Source organism: Catellatospora tritici, assembly GCF_019083965.1.
Lineage (GTDB): Bacteria > Actinomycetota > Actinomycetes > Mycobacteriales > Micromonosporaceae > Catellatospora > Catellatospora tritici.
Window position 1 is genome coordinate 112,930 of the sequence record NZ_JAHRCY010000016.1, and the last position, 16,278, is coordinate 129,207.

The 16,278-nt window shown below is 68.1% G+C and carries 16 protein-coding genes and 2 pseudogenes; 6 read left to right on the top strand and 12 right to left on the bottom strand.

What is annotated here, in order from left to right; translation table 11 throughout:
• Positions 1–249: 249 nt before the first annotated feature.
• A complete protein-coding gene (gene wrbA / locus KUA19_RS30035) occupies positions 250–858 on the bottom strand; it encodes an NAD(P)H:quinone oxidoreductase (protein WP_217401318.1) in 609 nt (202 codons plus the stop codon).
• Positions 859–1,001: 143 nt separating this feature from the next.
• Positions 1,002–2,012 carry an alcohol dehydrogenase catalytic domain-containing protein gene (locus KUA19_RS30040; RefSeq protein ID WP_217401320.1) on the bottom strand — a complete coding sequence of 337 codons (1,011 nt, stop codon included), beginning with the start codon at positions 2,010–2,012 and terminating at the stop codon, positions 1,002–1,004.
• Between the two features lie 217 nt (positions 2,013–2,229).
• Between KUA19_RS30040 and KUA19_RS30045 the strand changes: the two genes are divergently transcribed.
• Complete coding sequence (locus KUA19_RS30045; RefSeq protein ID WP_217401322.1) at positions 2,230–2,499, top strand: PLP-dependent aminotransferase family protein; 270 nt, start codon at positions 2,230–2,232, stop codon at positions 2,497–2,499.
• A gap of 45 nt (positions 2,500–2,544) precedes the next feature.
• On the opposite strand, the pseudogene KUA19_RS43265 reads toward KUA19_RS30045, so the two are convergent.
• Positions 2,545–2,776: pseudogene (locus KUA19_RS43265) on the bottom strand (IS21 family transposase); the annotation flags it as partial.
• 60 nt (positions 2,777–2,836) lie between these two features.
• Positions 2,837–3,874: a quinone oxidoreductase family protein gene (locus tag KUA19_RS30050; RefSeq protein WP_217401324.1), complete on the bottom strand. Its 1,038-nt coding sequence runs from the start codon at positions 3,872–3,874 to the stop codon at positions 2,837–2,839.
• Here KUA19_RS30050 and KUA19_RS30055 point away from each other — a divergent pair.
• Positions 3,873–4,331, top strand: a complete 459-nt coding sequence (locus tag KUA19_RS30055; RefSeq protein ID WP_217401326.1) for a MarR family winged helix-turn-helix transcriptional regulator — start codon at positions 3,873–3,875, stop codon at positions 4,329–4,331. The two genes, KUA19_RS30050 and KUA19_RS30055, sit on opposite strands and share 2 nt — an antisense overlap.
• 75 nt (positions 4,332–4,406) lie before the next feature.
• On the opposite strand, the pseudogene KUA19_RS30060 reads toward KUA19_RS30055, so the two are convergent.
• Positions 4,407–4,990, bottom strand: a pseudogene (locus tag KUA19_RS30060) (DinB family protein).
• 256 nt (positions 4,991–5,246) lie between these two features.
• Between KUA19_RS30060 and KUA19_RS30065 the strand changes: the two are divergent.
• Positions 5,247–5,735 carry a MarR family winged helix-turn-helix transcriptional regulator gene (locus tag KUA19_RS30065; RefSeq protein ID WP_217401328.1) on the top strand — a complete coding sequence of 163 codons (489 nt, stop codon included), beginning with the start codon at positions 5,247–5,249 and terminating at the stop codon, positions 5,733–5,735.
• On the opposite strand, the gene mca is transcribed toward KUA19_RS30065, so the two are convergent.
• The 6 genes from mca to KUA19_RS30095 form a co-directional block, all read right to left on the bottom strand.
• The gene (gene mca / locus KUA19_RS30070) at positions 5,704–6,681 is read right to left on the bottom strand and encodes a mycothiol conjugate amidase Mca (RefSeq protein ID WP_217401330.1); all 978 of its coding nucleotides are present in this window, start codon (positions 6,679–6,681) and stop codon (positions 5,704–5,706) included. The genes KUA19_RS30065 and mca overlap by 32 nt on opposite strands.
• A gap of 55 nt (positions 6,682–6,736) precedes the next feature.
• The gene (locus tag KUA19_RS30075) at positions 6,737–8,245 is read right to left on the bottom strand and encodes an MFS transporter (RefSeq protein ID WP_217401332.1); all 1,509 of its coding nucleotides are present in this window, start codon (positions 8,243–8,245) and stop codon (positions 6,737–6,739) included.
• 370 nt (positions 8,246–8,615) lie between these two features.
• Positions 8,616–9,041, bottom strand: a complete 426-nt coding sequence (locus KUA19_RS30080) for a DUF6069 family protein (RefSeq protein WP_217401334.1) — start codon at positions 9,039–9,041, stop codon at positions 8,616–8,618.
• A 165-nt stretch (positions 9,042–9,206) separates the two neighbouring features.
• Positions 9,207–9,770, bottom strand: a complete 564-nt coding sequence (locus tag KUA19_RS30085) for an NADPH-dependent FMN reductase (RefSeq protein WP_217401336.1) — start codon at positions 9,768–9,770, stop codon at positions 9,207–9,209.
• Between the two features lie 956 nt (positions 9,771–10,726).
• The gene (locus tag KUA19_RS44140) at positions 10,727–11,902 is read right to left on the bottom strand and encodes a tetratricopeptide repeat protein (RefSeq protein WP_217401338.1); all 1,176 of its coding nucleotides are present in this window, start codon (positions 11,900–11,902) and stop codon (positions 10,727–10,729) included.
• A 26-nt stretch (positions 11,903–11,928) separates the two neighbouring features.
• The gene (locus KUA19_RS30095; protein ID WP_217401340.1) at positions 11,929–12,144 is read right to left on the bottom strand and encodes a hypothetical protein; all 216 of its coding nucleotides are present in this window, start codon (positions 12,142–12,144) and stop codon (positions 11,929–11,931) included.
• Between the two features lie 473 nt (positions 12,145–12,617).
• Here KUA19_RS30095 and KUA19_RS30100 point away from each other — a divergent pair, with 473 nt between their 5' ends.
• Entirely contained in the window at positions 12,618–13,475 is an 858-nt protein-coding gene (locus KUA19_RS30100) for a GNAT family N-acetyltransferase (protein ID WP_217401342.1), read from the top strand.
• A 439-nt stretch (positions 13,476–13,914) separates the two neighbouring features.
• Here KUA19_RS30100 and KUA19_RS30105 read toward each other — a convergent pair whose 3' ends face one another.
• Positions 13,915–14,286 (bottom strand): hypothetical protein, encoded by a 372-nt coding sequence (locus KUA19_RS30105; protein WP_217401344.1) that lies wholly within the window; start codon positions 14,284–14,286, stop codon positions 13,915–13,917.
• Between the two features lie 523 nt (positions 14,287–14,809).
• On the opposite strand from KUA19_RS30105, the gene KUA19_RS30110 reads away from it, so the two are divergent.
• Both KUA19_RS30110 and KUA19_RS30115 read left to right on the top strand, forming a co-directional pair.
• A complete protein-coding gene (locus KUA19_RS30110) occupies positions 14,810–15,100 on the top strand; it encodes a DUF4193 domain-containing protein (RefSeq protein WP_217401346.1) in 291 nt (96 codons plus the stop codon).
• Between the two features lie 452 nt (positions 15,101–15,552).
• Positions 15,553–16,275 carry a GAF and ANTAR domain-containing protein gene (locus KUA19_RS30115; protein WP_308167721.1) on the top strand — a complete coding sequence of 241 codons (723 nt, stop codon included), beginning with the start codon at positions 15,553–15,555 and terminating at the stop codon, positions 16,273–16,275.
• Positions 16,276–16,278 lie beyond the last annotated feature (3 nt).

Here is a 16,278-nt window from a genome sequence, read left to right on the forward strand (position 1 = left end):
CGGCTGGATCGGGCAGTTTTCCAGCTTTCGTTACTGACTTACGCCCGCCAAGGTAGCCGACGGGCGGCCACTCGGTCAGCACCTGCGCCCCGTCGGCGCGTAACGTTCCGTCCCGGCCCATCAGGCCCCATCGGCGTTCTCCGTGCAGGACGGCCAGGGCCATTGCGATTGCGATGCCGGTGCTCGAACAGCGGCCCCAGAGGCCCCCGAAAAGCCCTCGTTCGCCCTGGCGCGGGCTGTACAGGCCCCTCAGCCCAGCAGTCTCGCGGCGATGATCGCCAGGCGCCTACCCTGGTAGCGCGCTGCGGCCGTGGCCGCGGCGTCGGGTTTGTTGCCCTGCGTGCCCGAGGCCCACGAGGTGCCGTACGGGTTGCCGCCGGCGGCGTACACGCTGTCGTCGGTGTAGCCGGGCCCGACGATGATGCAGCCCCAGTGGTAGAAGACGTTGTTGAGCGACAGGATCGTGCTTTCCATGCCGCCGTGCGCGTTGATCGCCGAGGTGAAGCTGGTGACCGGCTTGTCGGCGAGCTTGCCGGCGAGCCAGAGCCCGCCGGAGGTGTCGAGGAACTGCTTGAGCTGGGCGGTGGTGTTGCCGAAACGGGTCGGAGTACCGAACGCGTACGCGTTGGCCCACTCCAGGTCGTCCAGGGTGGCCTCCGGAATGGTGGGGTTGACTGCCTCGATGTGCGTGCGCCAGGCCGGGTTGGCGTCGATGGCATGGTCCGGGGCGAGTTCGGCGACGCGGCGCAGCCGCACCTCGGCTCCCGTGTCGGCGGCGCCGAGGGCGATCGCCTCGGCGAGGCGATGCACGGAGCCGGTGGCCGAGTAGTAGACGACGGCGACCTTCACGTCGGACATCGGATCCTCCTGTTCGTCGCTTACACGAAGATGTCGGCAGGTGTCCCGCACCATCCGGCGAATTGCGAACCGGCGAGGACGCCACTGCGCCGCGGCGCTCCGGGAAGAGCCGGCCTGTTCGCCCCGGCGGCTGACACCGGCCCTCACGTCATGGTCAGCACCACCCGGAAACGCGCCTTGCCGCTCATCATCCGGTCGTACGCGGCGGCGGCGTCGGCTAGCGGCGCCTGCTCGATCATCGCTGCGACGCTCTGGTCGACGGCGAAGCGCAGGTTGTCCTCGTTCTCGATGGCGCTGCCGGTGATCAAGCCCGTGACCCGGATCGTTCCGTAGAGCAGCGCGACCGGGCTCACCTCGATCGGTTCCTCGGAGGCGCCGACCACCATGAGTGTGCCGCCTCGGGCCAGTCCGGGGATCAGCGGCGTCATCGACGAGCCGCTGGCGGCGGTCGCGAGGATGACATCGGCACCGCCCAGCTCCTTGAGCCTGTCGCCGAGGTCCCCGGCGGTGCTGTCGAGGAAGTGGTGCGCGCCGAGCTGCCTGGCCAGCGGCTCCTTGTCGGTGCCGCGCGCGATCGCCACCACCTGCGCGCCCATACGGCGGGCGTACTGCACGCCGAGATGGCCCAGTCCGCCGATTCCCTGTACGGCGACCAGCGACCCGCCCCGCACGCCGGCTTTCAGCAGGGCGTTGTACGTGGTGAAGCCCGCGCACAGCAGCGGCGCGGCCGCGACAGCGGACAGCTGCTCGGGTAGGCGCACCAGGCCCGACTCGCGGGCGTAGGCGTACTCGGCGTAGCCGCCGTCGACAGATACTCCGGTGACGGGCTGGTTCTCGCAGCCGGCGAAGTCGCCGCGGCGGCACGGGTTGCAGACGCCGTCGTGGCCTCCGAGAAAACCGATGCCGGCCCGGTCTCCGATGTTCCAACCGGTGACGCCCTCGCCGAGGGCGTCGATCCGTCCGGCGATCTCGTGGCCGGGCACTCGCGCGGGCTCGGACTCGGGGCGAGGGTGCACGGTGAAAGCGTCGGTGTGGCAGACCCCGCACGCCTCGACCTTGACCCGGACGTGTCCGGGCGCGGGCTCGACCAGCGGGCGTTCAGCTAGTCGCAGGCTCCCGTCGGCCGCGACTTCGACGGCACGGTAGGTGCTCATCCGGCTCATCTCCGGTGGTGTCTTGGCAGCGGGCCAGGCCGCGGCGGCACGCTGGCGACCTGGGCGGTTTCAGTTCACCTTAGGCTGGTATGCGGTGATCACGGGCGGGAACGGGTCGTCCGCGGCGGCGAACCGGTTCGCTGCCGCTGATAGCGACCAGCCGCGGCGCCACGCATCTGCCAGAAGGGGGCGTCGGCCTCCTCGCCGCGCTGCGGCCGTGCCCGGCCAGCGTGGCTACAACGGTGTCCATTTACCGTCCAACTTCCTGACACGCGGATACGCCTCCTTCGTGACGGTCGCCTCTGGCCGCCTTGGCCCATCGCTGGTGGCCGACATCGGCTCGGCGCCGCTCGAGTCCGAACTGCTGCTTCCGATGAGTCCGACGCCGCAATCACGCTGCGCCGTAGGCGCCGCGCTGGTCACCGCGAGCCACGACAAGGTGCTCGGCGACACGCCCCCGGGAGTGTTGTCAACGCCGGCCGTCTAATCCGCCTCGGCACCCGGCCGGTAGGTCTGCGGGAAGAACACCTTGATCGGGCCGCGGCCGGCCTCTGCCCTTGACCGGCTCCTCGATCTTGGGCATGAACTCGTCGATCTTCTTCGCCCGCGCGGCCGGTCGCGCCGGACCGGTTCCAGCATTGCGTAATTGAACGTAGTGGCGGACGGTGTGATGGGTCGCAGCCGACCAACACGGCGGCCCGCCGGTGGCTGCCGGTCAGGTCGTAGGCGGCCAGGATCTCCATGATCTCCTCGTTGGTCTTCATCGCTGGCAGCACGCCGATCGCCGATCCGATAGGGCGCCTCCATCGGATCGGCGATCGGGCTCACCTGACTCGGATGATGCTCTTGCCGCGGGTCTGCCCGCCGGCCAGATTCGCGATCGCGGTCTCGACGTCGGACAGCTCGTACTCGGCGGTGATGTCTATGCGTACCGACCCGTCGGCGACCAGGCTCATGGCGCGGGCGGCGCTGTCGGCCAGCCGCTTCGGGTTGGTCTGGCTGGCCAGGTTGCTGTTGTAGGTCATCAACGACTGGCCCTGCATCAGCAGATCGTTGGCCGACACGGTGACCGGTTCGAAGGTGGCGATGTTGCCGTAGACCACGATCCGGCCATGTGCAGCCAGCCGCGCCACGTTCGCAACACGGGTGTCACCACCGATCGGATCGAGGATCACGTCGAACTTCTCCCCACCCAGGGCGTCGGGGAACTCCTCACGCGCCAGCACCTGGTGGTAACCGAACTGGCGGGCATAGTCGACCTGATCTGCGTTGCCGACCACGCCCACGATGCGCTGCGCGCCCGCCGCCGCGGCGAACTGTCCGGCCAGCGACCCGACACCACCGGCTGCGGCGTGGATCAGCACGCTGTCCCCGGGCCGCACCCCGGCGACGGTGTGAATCAGGTCGTAGGCGGTAGGGGTGACCCACCCGAACCCCGCCGCGGTACGCGGGTCGACCTGTGCGGCGTTGATCGCCAGCACCGCGGGGGCGATCACGACTTCGGCGTAACCGCCCCCGCCGATCAGCGCGGTAACCTGTTCGCCAATACGGGCCTCGTCCACGCCGTCGCCCACCGCGACGATGTCGCCGGATGCCTCAAAACCCGGCACGAACGGGCGCGGGATCGGGAAATGTCCCTCGCGCACCAGCACGTCACCGTACTGCACCCCGGCGTAGGCGACCCGGATCGCGACCTCACCGGGCCCCGGCGCAGGCACGGCCGCCTCCGTGATCCGGAACTGGTCGTCGGCATCCAGAACAACAGCCTTCATCACGTTAACCTCCTGGGTTGAATCAGTATCCTGATACAGAGCAACCTTGGCAGTATCAGGTACCTTAGTCAAATGAGGGAGTTGTGACATGGCTGACGTGCCCGTGGAGGAATACGTGTGCACCCGGATCCGTCGCGCCGAACAGGCGCTGATGGCCCACCACGAAGCAGTGCTGCGCGGCTACGGGCTGTCCATGACCCAGTACACGGTGCTACTAATCCTGTCCCGCGAGGACGGCATGTCCGGCGCTCAACTGGCCCGCGCGTGCGGAGTCACCCAACAGAGCATGGCAACCGTCCTGACAGGCATGCAGAACAAGGGACTCATCGACCGGCAACCGTCCGCCGTGCACGCCAAAGTCATGATCGCCACCCTGACCGGCGCCGGCCGCGACCTGCTCGACCACGCCTACCGGCAAGTCATCGTGCTCGAACGCGCCCTCACCGACCGGTTCACCCCCGACGAGCACAAGCTGTTCTGCGAATTCCTCGACCGCGCCACGGCCACTCTCGTCGAACAGACACCCACAGCGCACGCCAGCCGATGACCCACCGCGGTAGGCGCGGGGAAAAAGCATTGTCCGCCAGTGTGTGAGAATCTCCTGTCCGCCATTGGGGGAGAGCTACCTGGCACCTAACACCCTGCGTGGTGTCGAAACTCGCGAACATCGAAATCCATGCGATCGAGTGGCCATCTCCCCTGGTGTCGAAACTGACGGACAAACCCTCAGCCCGGTCCGGCCGTCGAGCTGCTCACGCAGGATGTCAGCGTGGCCGGCATGCCGGGTGGTCTCCTGAAGGATGTGGATCATGATGTTGAACAGGTTGACGTCGGGCAGCGACCACCACGGCACGTGGCCAGGCGCGTCGATGGGAAGCTCTGCGATCGTCGCGTCCGTATGCTTGCAGGCACGCTGGTAGAAGTCGATGATCTGTTCGCGGGTCTCGTCCGGGGTCGCCCACAGGTCGCTGCCGTCCGCGTCCTGCCATCGCCCCAGCGGCTGCGGGGAGGGGCGACCGAAGACCTCACCGAAATACCAGGCCTCACAGGTCGCCATATGCTTCACCAGGCCAAGGAGATTGGTTCCCGTCTCCGTCGGGGACGCCGGATGTCGTACTCGGACAGAGCGTCGAGCTTCCAGACCAGCGCCTCACGGATCACCTTGAGCCGGCCGTGCAGGAAGTCCTTCGCGAAATCATCGATCATGGCGACGAGCTTGCCACGCGGCAACAACAGGAGCCGCTCCGGAGCTCACAGAACTGTGGCGTCGAAACTCCGCACACGAAATCCAGCGACGTTCTTGTGGTGCCGAATCTGGCGTTCAACCGGTGTCCGAAGCCGTGGAGATAGTCAGACAGGCGAGGCCGCTAGCGCCGGCGTTCCGGTTGCCACAGCCCGTGGACAGCTCCTTCATATGCCCCGGGAAGGACGCGTGAACGTTCACGCGAGCTAGACTCCGGGCATGTCTGAACAGCCTTCACGCCCGGACGATCAGCCGCGCTGGCTGACTCAGGCTGAGCTGGAGACATGGCAGCAATTCGCCCTGATGATGCACAAACTGCCCATTGCCTTGGAAGCGCAGCTGCAGCGGGACGCGGGTCTTAGCTACGTCGAGTACTACGTCCTCGCCGGGCTGTCCGATCAGCCGGGGCAACGCATGCGCATGAGCGACCTGGCCGTCCTCACCAATGCCGAGCTGTCCCGTCTCTCCCACATGATCAGCAGGCTGGAGCGCCGCGGGTTCGTCCGCCGGGAGCCAGACCCCACCAATGGCCGCTACACCTTATCGATCTTGACCGAAGCCGGCCGCGCCCATCTCGCCGAGGCCGCCCCGGGGCACGTGGCCTGCGTGCGCGACCTGGTCTTCGACGTACTCGACCCCGCTGAGCTGGACAGCCTGCGCACCGCTGCTGAGAAGATCAGCGCGAGGATCGACCGCCGGGAGCAGTAGCTCCGTCCCCGCACGGACACCGCCCGTCAGTTGCCACAGCACCTTGACGAACGGAGTCCTCGGCGAGCCCGAGGCCAGATAGTGTGTCGACGGTGATGCCGGCGAACAAATCGTCCTCGGGCAGCCGAGTGTCGACCAGCGAACGGGCCAGCTCGTACTCCTCCGTCGGCCAGACCTCGCGCTGGACGTCGAGCGGCACCCGGAACCACGGGCCGTCCGGGTCGATCTGCGTGGCGTGGGCGAGCAGCGCCCGGTCGCGGACGTCGAACCAGTCGGCGCACTGCACCCGGGTGGTGATCTCCCGCTCGGTGAGGCCGCCCTCGTCCCAGACGGCGATCCACTCGCCGAAGGGGGACTCTTGCCCATGTTCCACGAGGTAGGCGTGGAGCACGCGGACCCGGGCCATCGACATGCCGTGGTTGTAGTACACCTTCAGCGGCTGCCAGGGCTGGCCGGACTCCGGGTAGGAAGCAGGGTCTGCGGCCGTCTCAAAGGCCGCCATCGTGACCTTGTGGGTCATGATGTGGTCGGGGTGCGGGTAGCCGCCGTTCTCGTCGTACGTGGTGATCACGTGGGGACGGAACTGCCGGATCAGCCGGACCAGCGGCTCGGCCGCCTTCTCCAGCGGCACCAGCGCGAAGCAGCCGACGGGCAGCGGGTCGCCCTGCGGCATACCGGAGTCGACGAACCCCAGCCACGCCTGCTTGACGCCCAGGATCTCGCAGGCGGCGTCCATCTCGCTGCGCCGCAGCTCATGGATGTCGGCCTCGACCGCCGCGTCGCCCTGGAGCTTCGGGTTGAGAATGGAGCCGCGCTCGCCGCCGGTGCAGGTGGCCACCAGGACGTCGACGCCCTGGGCGACGTACTTCGCCATGCTGGCGGCGCCTTTGCTGGACTCGTCGTCCGGGTGCGCGTGGACCGCCATCAATCGCAACTGCTCTGTCAACGTATGTTCCTTCCGCATTGCCCCGCTGCGGGGCCGGATCAGGGGACCTGGAGCCTCAGTGGGCGAGCACCGGCACCGCCGCCTCGTCCTCGGTGCGCTCGTGGTACGTACGGCCGACGTTGACCAGGGACAGGACGACCAGCGTGGCGATCACGAGCATGCCGATGGCGAACCAGATGGCGGTGGTGTAGCCGTGCACCACGCCCTGCAGTTGGACCAGCTGCTGCTGCGGATTCGTCGCGGCACCGGCGGTGTGGTCCCGGACATACGAGGTCGTCATGGACGTGGCGATGGTGTTCAGCAGGGCTGTGCCGATCGCGCCGCCCACCTGCTGCGAGGTGTTGACCATCGCGGACGCAACGCCGGCGTCGCGGGGCTCGACGCCCGCAGTGGCCAGGGACATGGCAGGCATGAAGGTCATACCCATGCCGAGACCGAGCAGCGCCAGAGCCGGCAGGACGGTCGAGGCGTAGGACGAGCGGATCTCCATCTGCGCGAGCAGGAACATGCCGGCCGCGGCCACCAGGTAGCCCGCGCCCATCAGGATCCGGGCCGGAATGCGGGTCATCAGACGCGGCCCGATCTGCGTCGAGCCGATCATCATGCCCGCCACCATCGGCAGGAAGCAGAACCCGCTCATGATCGGCGAGTAGCCCTTTACGACCTGCAGGTAGTAGGTCAGGAACAGGAAGGTGCCGAAGATGGCGATGACCGCGAGGGCGAGGGAGAGGTAGACGCCGCCGCGGTTGCGGTCGGTGACCACTCGCAGGGGCAGCAGTGGTGCCTTGACCCGGGCCTCGGTGATGACGAAGGCGAGCAGCAGGACCACCCCACCGCCCAACAGGGAGAGGGTGGTGCTGTCGCCCCAGCCGTGGGACTCGGCGTAGTTGAAGCCGTAGACCAGGCAGGTCAGGGCCAGGATGGACAGGACCACGCCGGGGATGTCGAGCGGGTGGCGGTTGCGGCTGCCCTCGGGCTCGCGGATGACGAAGTAGGCGCCGGCCGCCGCGGCGATGGCGAACGGGATGTTGACGTAGAACGTCCAGCGCCAGTCCAGGTACTCGGTGAGCGCACCGCCGAGGATGAAGCCGACGGCGCTGCCGCCGCCGGCGATCGCGCCGTAGATGCCGAACGCCTTGGCGCGCTCCTTTGCGTCGGTGAACATCACGGCGAGCAGCGAGAGCGCGGCGGGGGCGAGCAGGGCGCCGAAGGCGCCCTGCAGGGCACGGGCGCCGAACATCATGGTGCCGGTGGTCGCCGCGCCGCCGAGCGCGGAGGCGGCGGCGAAACCGATCAGGCCGATGACGAAGGCGCGCTTGCGGCCCCACAGGTCGGCCACCCGGCCGCCGAACAGGACCAGGCCGCCGAAGGCCAGCGCGTAGGCGGTGACGACCCACTGCCGGTCGCCGTCGGAGATGCCCAGCTCCTGCTGGGCGGAGGGCAAGGCGATGTTCACGATGGTGGCGTCGAGGACGACGATCAGCTGGGCGAGGGCGATGAAGACGAGCGCTTTCCAACGCTCGGCGTGCGCGTCGCCGGCAGCTTTGAGGGCTGTGCGAGACATGGGGGTATCCACTTCGGTACTTCGTGAGGAATTGGCTGGCTGAAGGTGCCTGATGACGTGCGTCGAAGGGATCACCGCACCCGCTCATGTCGCAGCACGCTGGGGAGATCAGGCCCCGAGTGCATGGTCAGGGCGCCAGGTCGATGATGCGGACCGGCCGGCTCGCTGAGGGGCCGCCGGGCGGAAAGGCATCCGCCGGGCCGACCGTCCTCGATCGGGAGTCGGCGAAGAGTGCGGGTCCCGGAACCTGACCCCTGTCCGTTCCGGGACACCGCCCGCTCCGGCTGTCGCCGTACCACCCCGCACGGTGGCGATCCGACGTGCGTGGTGGTACTGCGGCGACCGGCATCGCGGTTGCGCTGACCTATGGTCAAGGCTTGCGTCGGCTGAAGGTGGAGATCAGCACGGCGGCGACCGCGACGTGCATCAGCCCCAGGATCGTCTTGGTTGCCCCGGTTGCCGCGAAGACGAACAGGGGCATGAAGGACACCAACAGCACCGATACGGCAAGCACGGTCCACACGACCGATGCGCTGCGGGTGAACCGGTCCAGCAGCGCCCGCGCACCCCAGCCGAGCAGGCCGACGACGAGCGTGAACGTGACGGTGAGCGGCAGGCTGACCGCAGAGGGCGCCTGGCCGTTGCCGGGGTCGACGACCAGGTCGATATCCAGAATCTGGGCGGCCGTCCAGAGCAGCGCAGCGGCCAGGACGGCACCGCCGACCGTGAGAGCGCCGACGCGCAGCCGCGAGGCCGGCGGGGAGACGGAAGTGTCAGTCATCAGGGACTCCTTCATGGAACGAGGATGATCTTGCCGCGGGTGCGGCCGGACTCGACGTCGCGGTGTACCCGCGACGCCGAGTCGGTGGGCGGACGGGACGCGGTGGTGTCGACCCGGACGGCGCCGTCCGCCTGAAGGCGGACGGGTTTCCCGTCGCCTGCCTTCCGGCAGGCGAGGGCGTCAAACCCGGACGGTCTTGAGGGCGCGGGTCCAGGACTCCAGCTGGTCGAACAGGATGGTCGCCGCGGCGTCGTGCTGCGGAGCCGGCTTGAAGACGGAGAAGTGCTCGAAGTCCGTGAACAGCGAGAAGGACAGCTGCTGACGTACGTGGGCCAGCTGCAGTTCGCTGGCCACGGTCCGCAGGTGCTCGATGGCCCGAGCTCCGCCGAGGGAACCGTAGGAGACGAAGGCGGCGGCCTTGTTGTTCCACTCGCCGTACAGGTAGTCGATCGCGTTCTTGAGCACCCCGGAGGTGGAGTGGTTGTACTCGGGGGTCACGAAGACATACCCGTCGAACTCGGCGATCTTGGACGCCCATGCCTTGGTGTGCTCACCCTGGTACTGGCCCATGGCTGGCGGCATGGCCTCGTCCAGGTGGGGCAGCGGGAAGTCGGCGAGGTCGACCAGCTCGTATTCGGCGCCGGTGCGGGCGCCGGACTGGTCCATCACCCAGTCTGCGACGGCCTTGCCGTTACGGCCGGGCCGGGTGCTGCCGAGGATGACGGCGATCTTGAGGTCACTCATGCGGTTCTCTCCTTGCTGGGCCGGCTGGCCAGTGTGAGGCCGGCCGACGGATTGCATGGCTGGCGGGGTCGTGGCGTTGAGCCACAGGTACCGACCCGCCACAGACATCACTTGAACGTTCAAGTGTCAGCTTAGCAGCAACACTTGAACGTTCAAGTGTGAGGTGCGACTCGTGACCGTGGTGGCGGCGGCTGGACGCCGAGGAAGCAAAGGCCCACGGCTCGGCGCACCACGCCACCCGACGAGCACCCGGCACGCTGGTCATCAACCTCGACGGCGCCGCGGCGAGCAGGCAATACTTCGTCATTTACGGCCCCGTCGCGACGTCGCGGGTACCCTGTATCCTGCTGCCGCAAGCGCCAGCCTGCAGCTAGACCGCAACGCGGCGCGGACAGCGAGCCAGCTGAAAGCTCTCGGCCATGCCGTCAGCATCGCCACCGACCTCGTCGTCGTGCCGGGGCAGGGGGCCGAGTTGCCAATCGAGGACCTGCTGGAGTTGTCTGCATGCCGCGTCGTTCCGAGCCGGAGGCATCCACACCAGACCCTTTGGGCTGCACGCACCGGCGGCGGCCTGCCCTGGCATGAGCGAGGGTTCAGTCAGATTGACTGGGCCGTCACGACGGGCGCTTCATACTGCCTCTCCGAGGATCGCTGCTGGGTTCATGAGCACGGGGCCGCCTGCTGAACGTCACCTCGTGGCGACGTCGGACGGGCAATGCGTACCGGTCACTTCGCGCCACGCGAAGCTGACCCGTGTCCTTCAACGATCGAGTCGCGGCAGTCGCCCGCTCCGACCGCCAAGCCCGGCGGTCGGAGCGCAACGGTGTAACGGATAGCCCGGGTTACTGAGAATGGTCACCGTACGGGGTAAGTGAGAATGTGCAGGCCATGAGCGTCGTCGAAGTCGGCCAGGCCGTGCCCTGTCCGGTGAGGGATCCCCTTACGGACGTGATCCGTTACGCCTGGACTGGAACATCCCCGTACTCATCCGGCGGGCCGAGCAACTGGCGGATCTCGTCGGCATCCTCACGCTGGCCGAGGGCTTCCAAGATGTCAGCCTGGGTAACCAGTGCTGACCGAAGACCGCTCGCGAAGGCCTCCGGCTCACTTTCCACCAGCTCCGCATATAGGCTTACTGACTCCTCTGCCAGCGAAAGCGCAGTGTCGAGTTCGGCGGCGCGGAGATGGCGCGCCCATGCGGCACCCCACAGCCCATAGGCCAGGTTGGGCAGAAACGCGTCCGGGTTGGCCTCGGCCAGCCGCCGGTAGCCGGTGACAGCCTCCTCGGTCGCGGCCAACGCCGCCTCCCACCGCCCCAGACCTGACAGCATCAGGCCGAGGTTGTTCAACGACCCGGCCAGGTCGGGCGGGAACGCATCGGGGTTGGCCTCGGCCAGTCGCCGGGAGCTGGTTACGGCTTCCTCGGTCACGGTCAACGCCGCCTCCCGCCGCCCCAGACCCGACAGCATCCCGCCGAGGTTGTTCAGCGCCGTGGCCAGGTTGGGCAGAAACGCGTCCGGGTTGGCCTCGGCCAGTCGCCGGTAGCTGGTGACGGCTTCCTCGGCGGTGGCTAGCGCCGCTTCCCGCCTACCGGCCTCAGCCAGCCGTAGCGCATGCCAGGTGAGCCATGTTGCCCGGGTTTCGGTGTTGCCGGCCGGTAGCCGGTCAACGATGGTAGTGGTCAGTACAGCAGCGATTCGGTGCAGCTCCAGGGACGGGTAAGGGATCTGCTCGGCTAGATTCTGCAGCATTGTCAGGTCAAGCTGTTCGGGCAGAAGCGCTGATAGTGGGTCGGTGTAGCGGCCGGGGAACTGCACGGCCACGGCGATCACCGCGCCGGTCATGGCCGCGACATCGGCTGCCAGGACTGAGCCGATCAGCGAGGTAGGCGCGGGGTGATGGTGCACCGCCCGGCCGATCACGGTCAGCGCCTGTACGGCCTGGGCTTCGCTGATCCCGGCGAACACCCGGGTCAACTGCCGTGGGTCACAGGAGGCCAGGACTTGGGCAGCCAGGTGCTCGGCGAGCAGATCGGGCTGTAGCGTGCCCAGCGCGGTGCCCGGACCAGCGGGGTACAGGTCAGCCAGCCATGTCACCCACCGGTCGACGGTCCGCGTGTCGACGTCGGACACGGCCGGTGTGCGGGACACCAGACCTGTCAGTCGTTGCTGTCGCTGGCGCCGAGCAGGGCCGCGACCGCTGCCAACTGCCGCAGCGGGGCGACGGCCTGCTCCAGCATTTCCGGATCTACATCAGTGTCGACCAGTGGCGGCCGTGAGCGCTGGGCCTGGGCTCGCCAGTATTCAGCTTCATGGCATAGCACCTCGTCGAGCACATCGTGGCCGCCATCGATCGGTGAACCCAGAATCGCCACCAGGGCGTGGGCGTGCAGCGCAGCAGCGGTGCCTGCGGATCGCGGTCACCAGTGGGAAGCTGGGCGGGGACCCGCCCGCCGGTCAAGATCTTCGCGAACACCGCTGCCGCCTGTGCGATGATTTCGCGTTGTGTACGGTCGTCGGCACGGGCCGGCAGGTCGATCACGTTGGTCGGCAGGGTGACCGATGAAGTCGGGCCGTCATGGCGTGCCGGCACGGATCCGCTCATCCATACGCCTCCAACCCAGTGTTCCGGTTCCACGGTACGCGGCGGCGGTGTGCCGGGGTCGCTCATCGAAGCCCTCGATTTCACCGAGCCGTTGCGCACGATCGCTGGAGTCGGCGTCCACGGCGCCTGGCACGGCCGAGACGGCAGGTGTTTCATAGAGTGGAAGGCGTCGCGATCAGGCCGGATATGTGCCGGCGCCGACCGGCGGCGTGTACTTGTGGCACCCGATGACCGGAGGTGGCCATGGATCTCCTCTTGCGCCCGGGGACGCGTGCCGATACGGATGAGTGCGGAAGGATATGCTTCGACGCGTTCGACCGAATCGCCCGCGAGCACGGCTTTCCCAGTGATTTTCCGAGCCAGGACGCTGCGACGGGGCTGGTGGAATCCCTGCTGGACCATCCGGGCTTTTACAGCGTGGTCGCCGAGCGCGACGGGCGGGTCGTCGGGAGCAACTTCCTCGACGAACGCTCACCGGTCGGCGGCGTCGGCCCGGTGACCGTCGATCCGGACCGCCAGAACCACGGCACGGGCCGTCTGCTGATGGAAGACGTCATGCACAGGGCCGCGCAACGGCACGCCCCGGGAATCCGGCTCCTGCAGTCGAGTTACCACTGCAGGTCGTTCGCCCTGTACGCCAGCCTGGGCTTCGAGTTTCGCGAGACCCTGGCGTGTCTTCAGGGCCCACCGATCGGGCTCACTATCGCCGGCCACACCGTGCGAACCGCTACGGACGCGGACCTGGCAGCCTGCAACGACCTGTGCCGCCGGGTCCACGGGACCGACCGTGGCGGGGAAGTCATCGACGCCCTCAAGCAGGGCACGGCCCGGGTTGTCGAGCACGACGGCCGCCTGACCGGTTACGCCACGGACCTGGCGTTCTTCGCCCACGCGGTGGGTGAGACGACAGACGACATCAAGGCTCTGATCGGGGCAGCCACCGCCTTCGCCGGCCCAGGCATCCTCGTTCCCGCGAACAACAGCGCATTGCTCCAGTGGGGCCTGCGCAACGGCCTGAAGATCACCCAACTCATGACGTTGATGACCATCGGCCTCTACAACGAGCCGGCGGGGGCGTACCTGCCCAGCATCCTCTATTGACGAGCCCTGCGGCTCAACCGCCACCGCGGCCTGGCAACGGCTACGACGCGGCGTCGGGTGTGAGGGTGGTCCGCACCAGGTCCGGCACATGCTCGTGTCGAGTCTGCTTGACTCCGGCTACCGTGTGCGCGAGGTCGCAGAGCGGATGGGCCATGACCCGGCGACGCGGATGCGCTAATACACGCGGGTCAACCTGGTGTGCCAGCGGCGACCGCTTAGGACGCCGCGGCCTTCGTGACGGGTCTGCTGCCGCTTTCCGGTGCGACCGGACCGTCGGGCCGACGGTTTCGCAGCAGTGCAAGCGGGCCGGTAGCCGCGACGGTAGCCCGGTCGGATGAAACCGGCCCTACGGGGGCTTCCAGAGTGGAGTTCGCGGCCGGCTCGGCCCGACGCGATCACCTCGCCGTCGTGCCCGACCTCGGTCCGGGCCACGTGCTCGTCAATCGTCGCCGTGATCAGGTCGCCCATCGGGGGCCGTACCGGAAGGTCGCTGCATCTGCGGCCGAGGGTCGTAGGCCATGAACCACCCGGTGGGGTCGACCTCCCACTCGGCGTCGGCAAGAATGAGCCAGTCATCGCGGTCGCCGGCGAATTTCACGTGGGAACCGGATCTCGGCATGGCGCGCATGACCCGCCGGATGTCCTCAGCGTCACCACCGGTCAGTACATACCGCTCCGGCTCGGTCTCGGTCCCGGTGAGCACATGCCATCCGTGCTCGACCGGCTCTGGGCTCGTAGTTCGCCGCGACAGTGCCCAGCCGGCGACGTATGCGTCCACATAAGCGGCTACTGATGGATCAATCTGCGGCACGAGCAGGCAGGCTAGCAGGCAAGCGTCCCGCGTTCCCGCCGCAGCATCGGCCAGTGTCGCCACTGTCGGACCGCCGCGCATCGACCATCATGACGTTCGGTAGATCGCGCGCTGCTCAAGCCAGTACGAGCATTGCTCGACCTCTATCGATTGAATAGTGCTTTAGGGCAGAACAGGCCGGTGCAGGCCCCGACGGAGAGCTCATAGGACCAAGTCCGGCGGGTCGTGCGTGCCGGGGCCTCTCAATCACTACGTAGCCCCTACGGAGGTTTCGGTTGCCGATCGTGTTCCTCACCACCCGCTCGCGTGTCCTTGGCGGGTCGCGCTCACCGTCGTGAGAAGGTCTTCCCCTTACCGCCGGCTCGGCGTCGCATCGGTGTGGCGCTGGCGAACCGGAACCGCGCCGACGGCTTTTGATCATGTAGCAACAGCCCCGCCTGCCCGAATGTCCGGTTCGGGCGAGCGCGGAATACGCGCCGCGCGACGGATGTTGCACGGACGCACCACGAGGGGGGAGACGGCCATGGCGACCACGACTGACTACGACGCACCACGCCAGCCCGTGATCGAGGAGGACAGCCTCGAGGAGCTGCGCGTCCGCCGCGAGACGCCCAACGCCGCGGCGGTGGACGTCGACGAGAACGATCTTGCGGAGTCCTTCGAACTGCCCGGCGGCGACCAGCTCGACGAGGAGCTGACCGTGCCCGTCGTGGCCCAGCAGGCAGATGAGTTCCGCTGCTCGAAGTGCTTCCTGGTCCGCCACCGCAACCAGCGGGCGGCGGCCGGGCAGGACGTGTGCCGCGACTGCGCCTGATTGGCGATTGCCTCGTCGCGCGGTGGCCTGGGCAGCGATTACCGAGGAGATGGTCGCCCGGCTGGCCTTCGCGGAGCCACCCGGAGTCGACGGGCACCCGCTGTAGCGGCATTGCGCGAGTGCCGGCGCGAGCCCGTACATATGCCGCCTCCAGCGCCGGGTTCGGACAGCGGTCTGGCTGCCGCGGCCGGGCTGTGGCAGCGGCTCGCCTCGTTCGGGCGGTCGAATCGGCTGTGGCGGCCGAGAACTTCGTCACTGCCCTAGGAGCGCCTTCCGTCGCCGTTTGGACGTGGGCGCGCGGGGTACGTCGAGGCAAGGACGGGCGACGCAGCCGGTCCGGCTACCCCAGTCCCCGGTGGCACACAGTGCTTGCGAAAGGAAGCCATGCCCGCCACCGGATGTGCCCCATCGTGCGCAGCGCCTCTTTGCGGTGGTGCAGACAGGGAGCCCTTGTGGCGGCCGGCCTGGACCGGTTCAGGCAGGTGGAAGCCCTCATCGCAGCAGAACCCCACGCCGATGACCACACCGCTCATGAGGCCGACGGGCTGCGACAGTTGTGCGGGGCAGCCGTCCGTGCGCTGTCCGCTTGCGGAGTTGGGTTGACCGTCGTTGCCTCAGACGGGGCACGGGCGGTGACGGCCGCGTCCGACCCGGCCGCCGAACGGTTCGAAGAGCTGCAACTGACCCTCGGTGAGGGCCCCTGCATCGACGCCTACACCGCCCGGCACCCGGTGATGATCCCCGACCTCGACGAGGCCATGGCCCGCTGGCCTGCCTACAGCCCCGCGGTGCATGCCGGCGGGGTGCGGGCGGTGTTCGCGTTCCCGCTGCAGATCGGCGCCGCCCGCCTGGGCATGCTCGACGTGTTCCGCCCCGTTCCCGGCATGCTCACCACCGACGAGGTCACCCTCGCGCTCACCTTCGCCGAGGTGACCGTCACGACGTTGCTCGACCGGCAACACGACGCCGACCGCGCCGACACCTGGCTCCACAACGTGCTGGGCTCACGCTCGGAGCTGTTCCAAGCCCAGGGCATGGTCATGGCCCAACTTGCAACGACCCTCACCGACGCCATGGCCCGCATCCGCGCTTACGCCCACGCCAACGATCAACGCCTCAGCGAAGTCGCCACCGGCATCATCGCCCGCCGGATCGTCTTCGACCGGCACCCATAAACA

Bases quoted from the DNA above. Each gene is read 5' to 3' on its own strand.
- wrbA (WP_217401318.1), bottom strand. From the start codon at position 858: ATGTCCGACGTGAAGGTCGCCGTCGTCTACTACTCGGCCACCGGCTCC.
- KUA19_RS30040 (WP_217401320.1), bottom strand. From the start codon at position 2,012: ATGAGCACCTACCGTGCCGTCGAAGTCGCGGCCGACGGGAGCCTGCGA.
- KUA19_RS30055 (WP_217401326.1), top strand. From the start codon at position 3,873: ATGGCTGACGTGCCCGTGGAGGAATACGTGTGCACCCGGATCCGTCGC.
- KUA19_RS30050 (WP_217401324.1), bottom strand. From the start codon at position 3,874: ATGTCACAACTCCCTCATTTGACTAAGGTACCTGATACTGCCAAGGTT.
- KUA19_RS30065 (WP_217401328.1), top strand. From the start codon at position 5,247: ATGTCTGAACAGCCTTCACGCCCGGACGATCAGCCGCGCTGGCTGACT.
- KUA19_RS30075 (WP_217401332.1), bottom strand. From the start codon at position 8,245: ATGTCTCGCACAGCCCTCAAAGCTGCCGGCGACGCGCACGCCGAGCGT.
- KUA19_RS30080 (WP_217401334.1), bottom strand. From the start codon at position 9,041: ATGAAGGAGTCCCTGATGACTGACACTTCCGTCTCCCCGCCGGCCTCG.
- KUA19_RS30085 (WP_217401336.1), bottom strand. From the start codon at position 9,770: ATGAGTGACCTCAAGATCGCCGTCATCCTCGGCAGCACCCGGCCCGGC.
- KUA19_RS30100 (WP_217401342.1), top strand. From the start codon at position 12,618: ATGGATCTCCTCTTGCGCCCGGGGACGCGTGCCGATACGGATGAGTGC.
- KUA19_RS30110 (WP_217401346.1), top strand. From the start codon at position 14,810: ATGGCGACCACGACTGACTACGACGCACCACGCCAGCCCGTGATCGAG.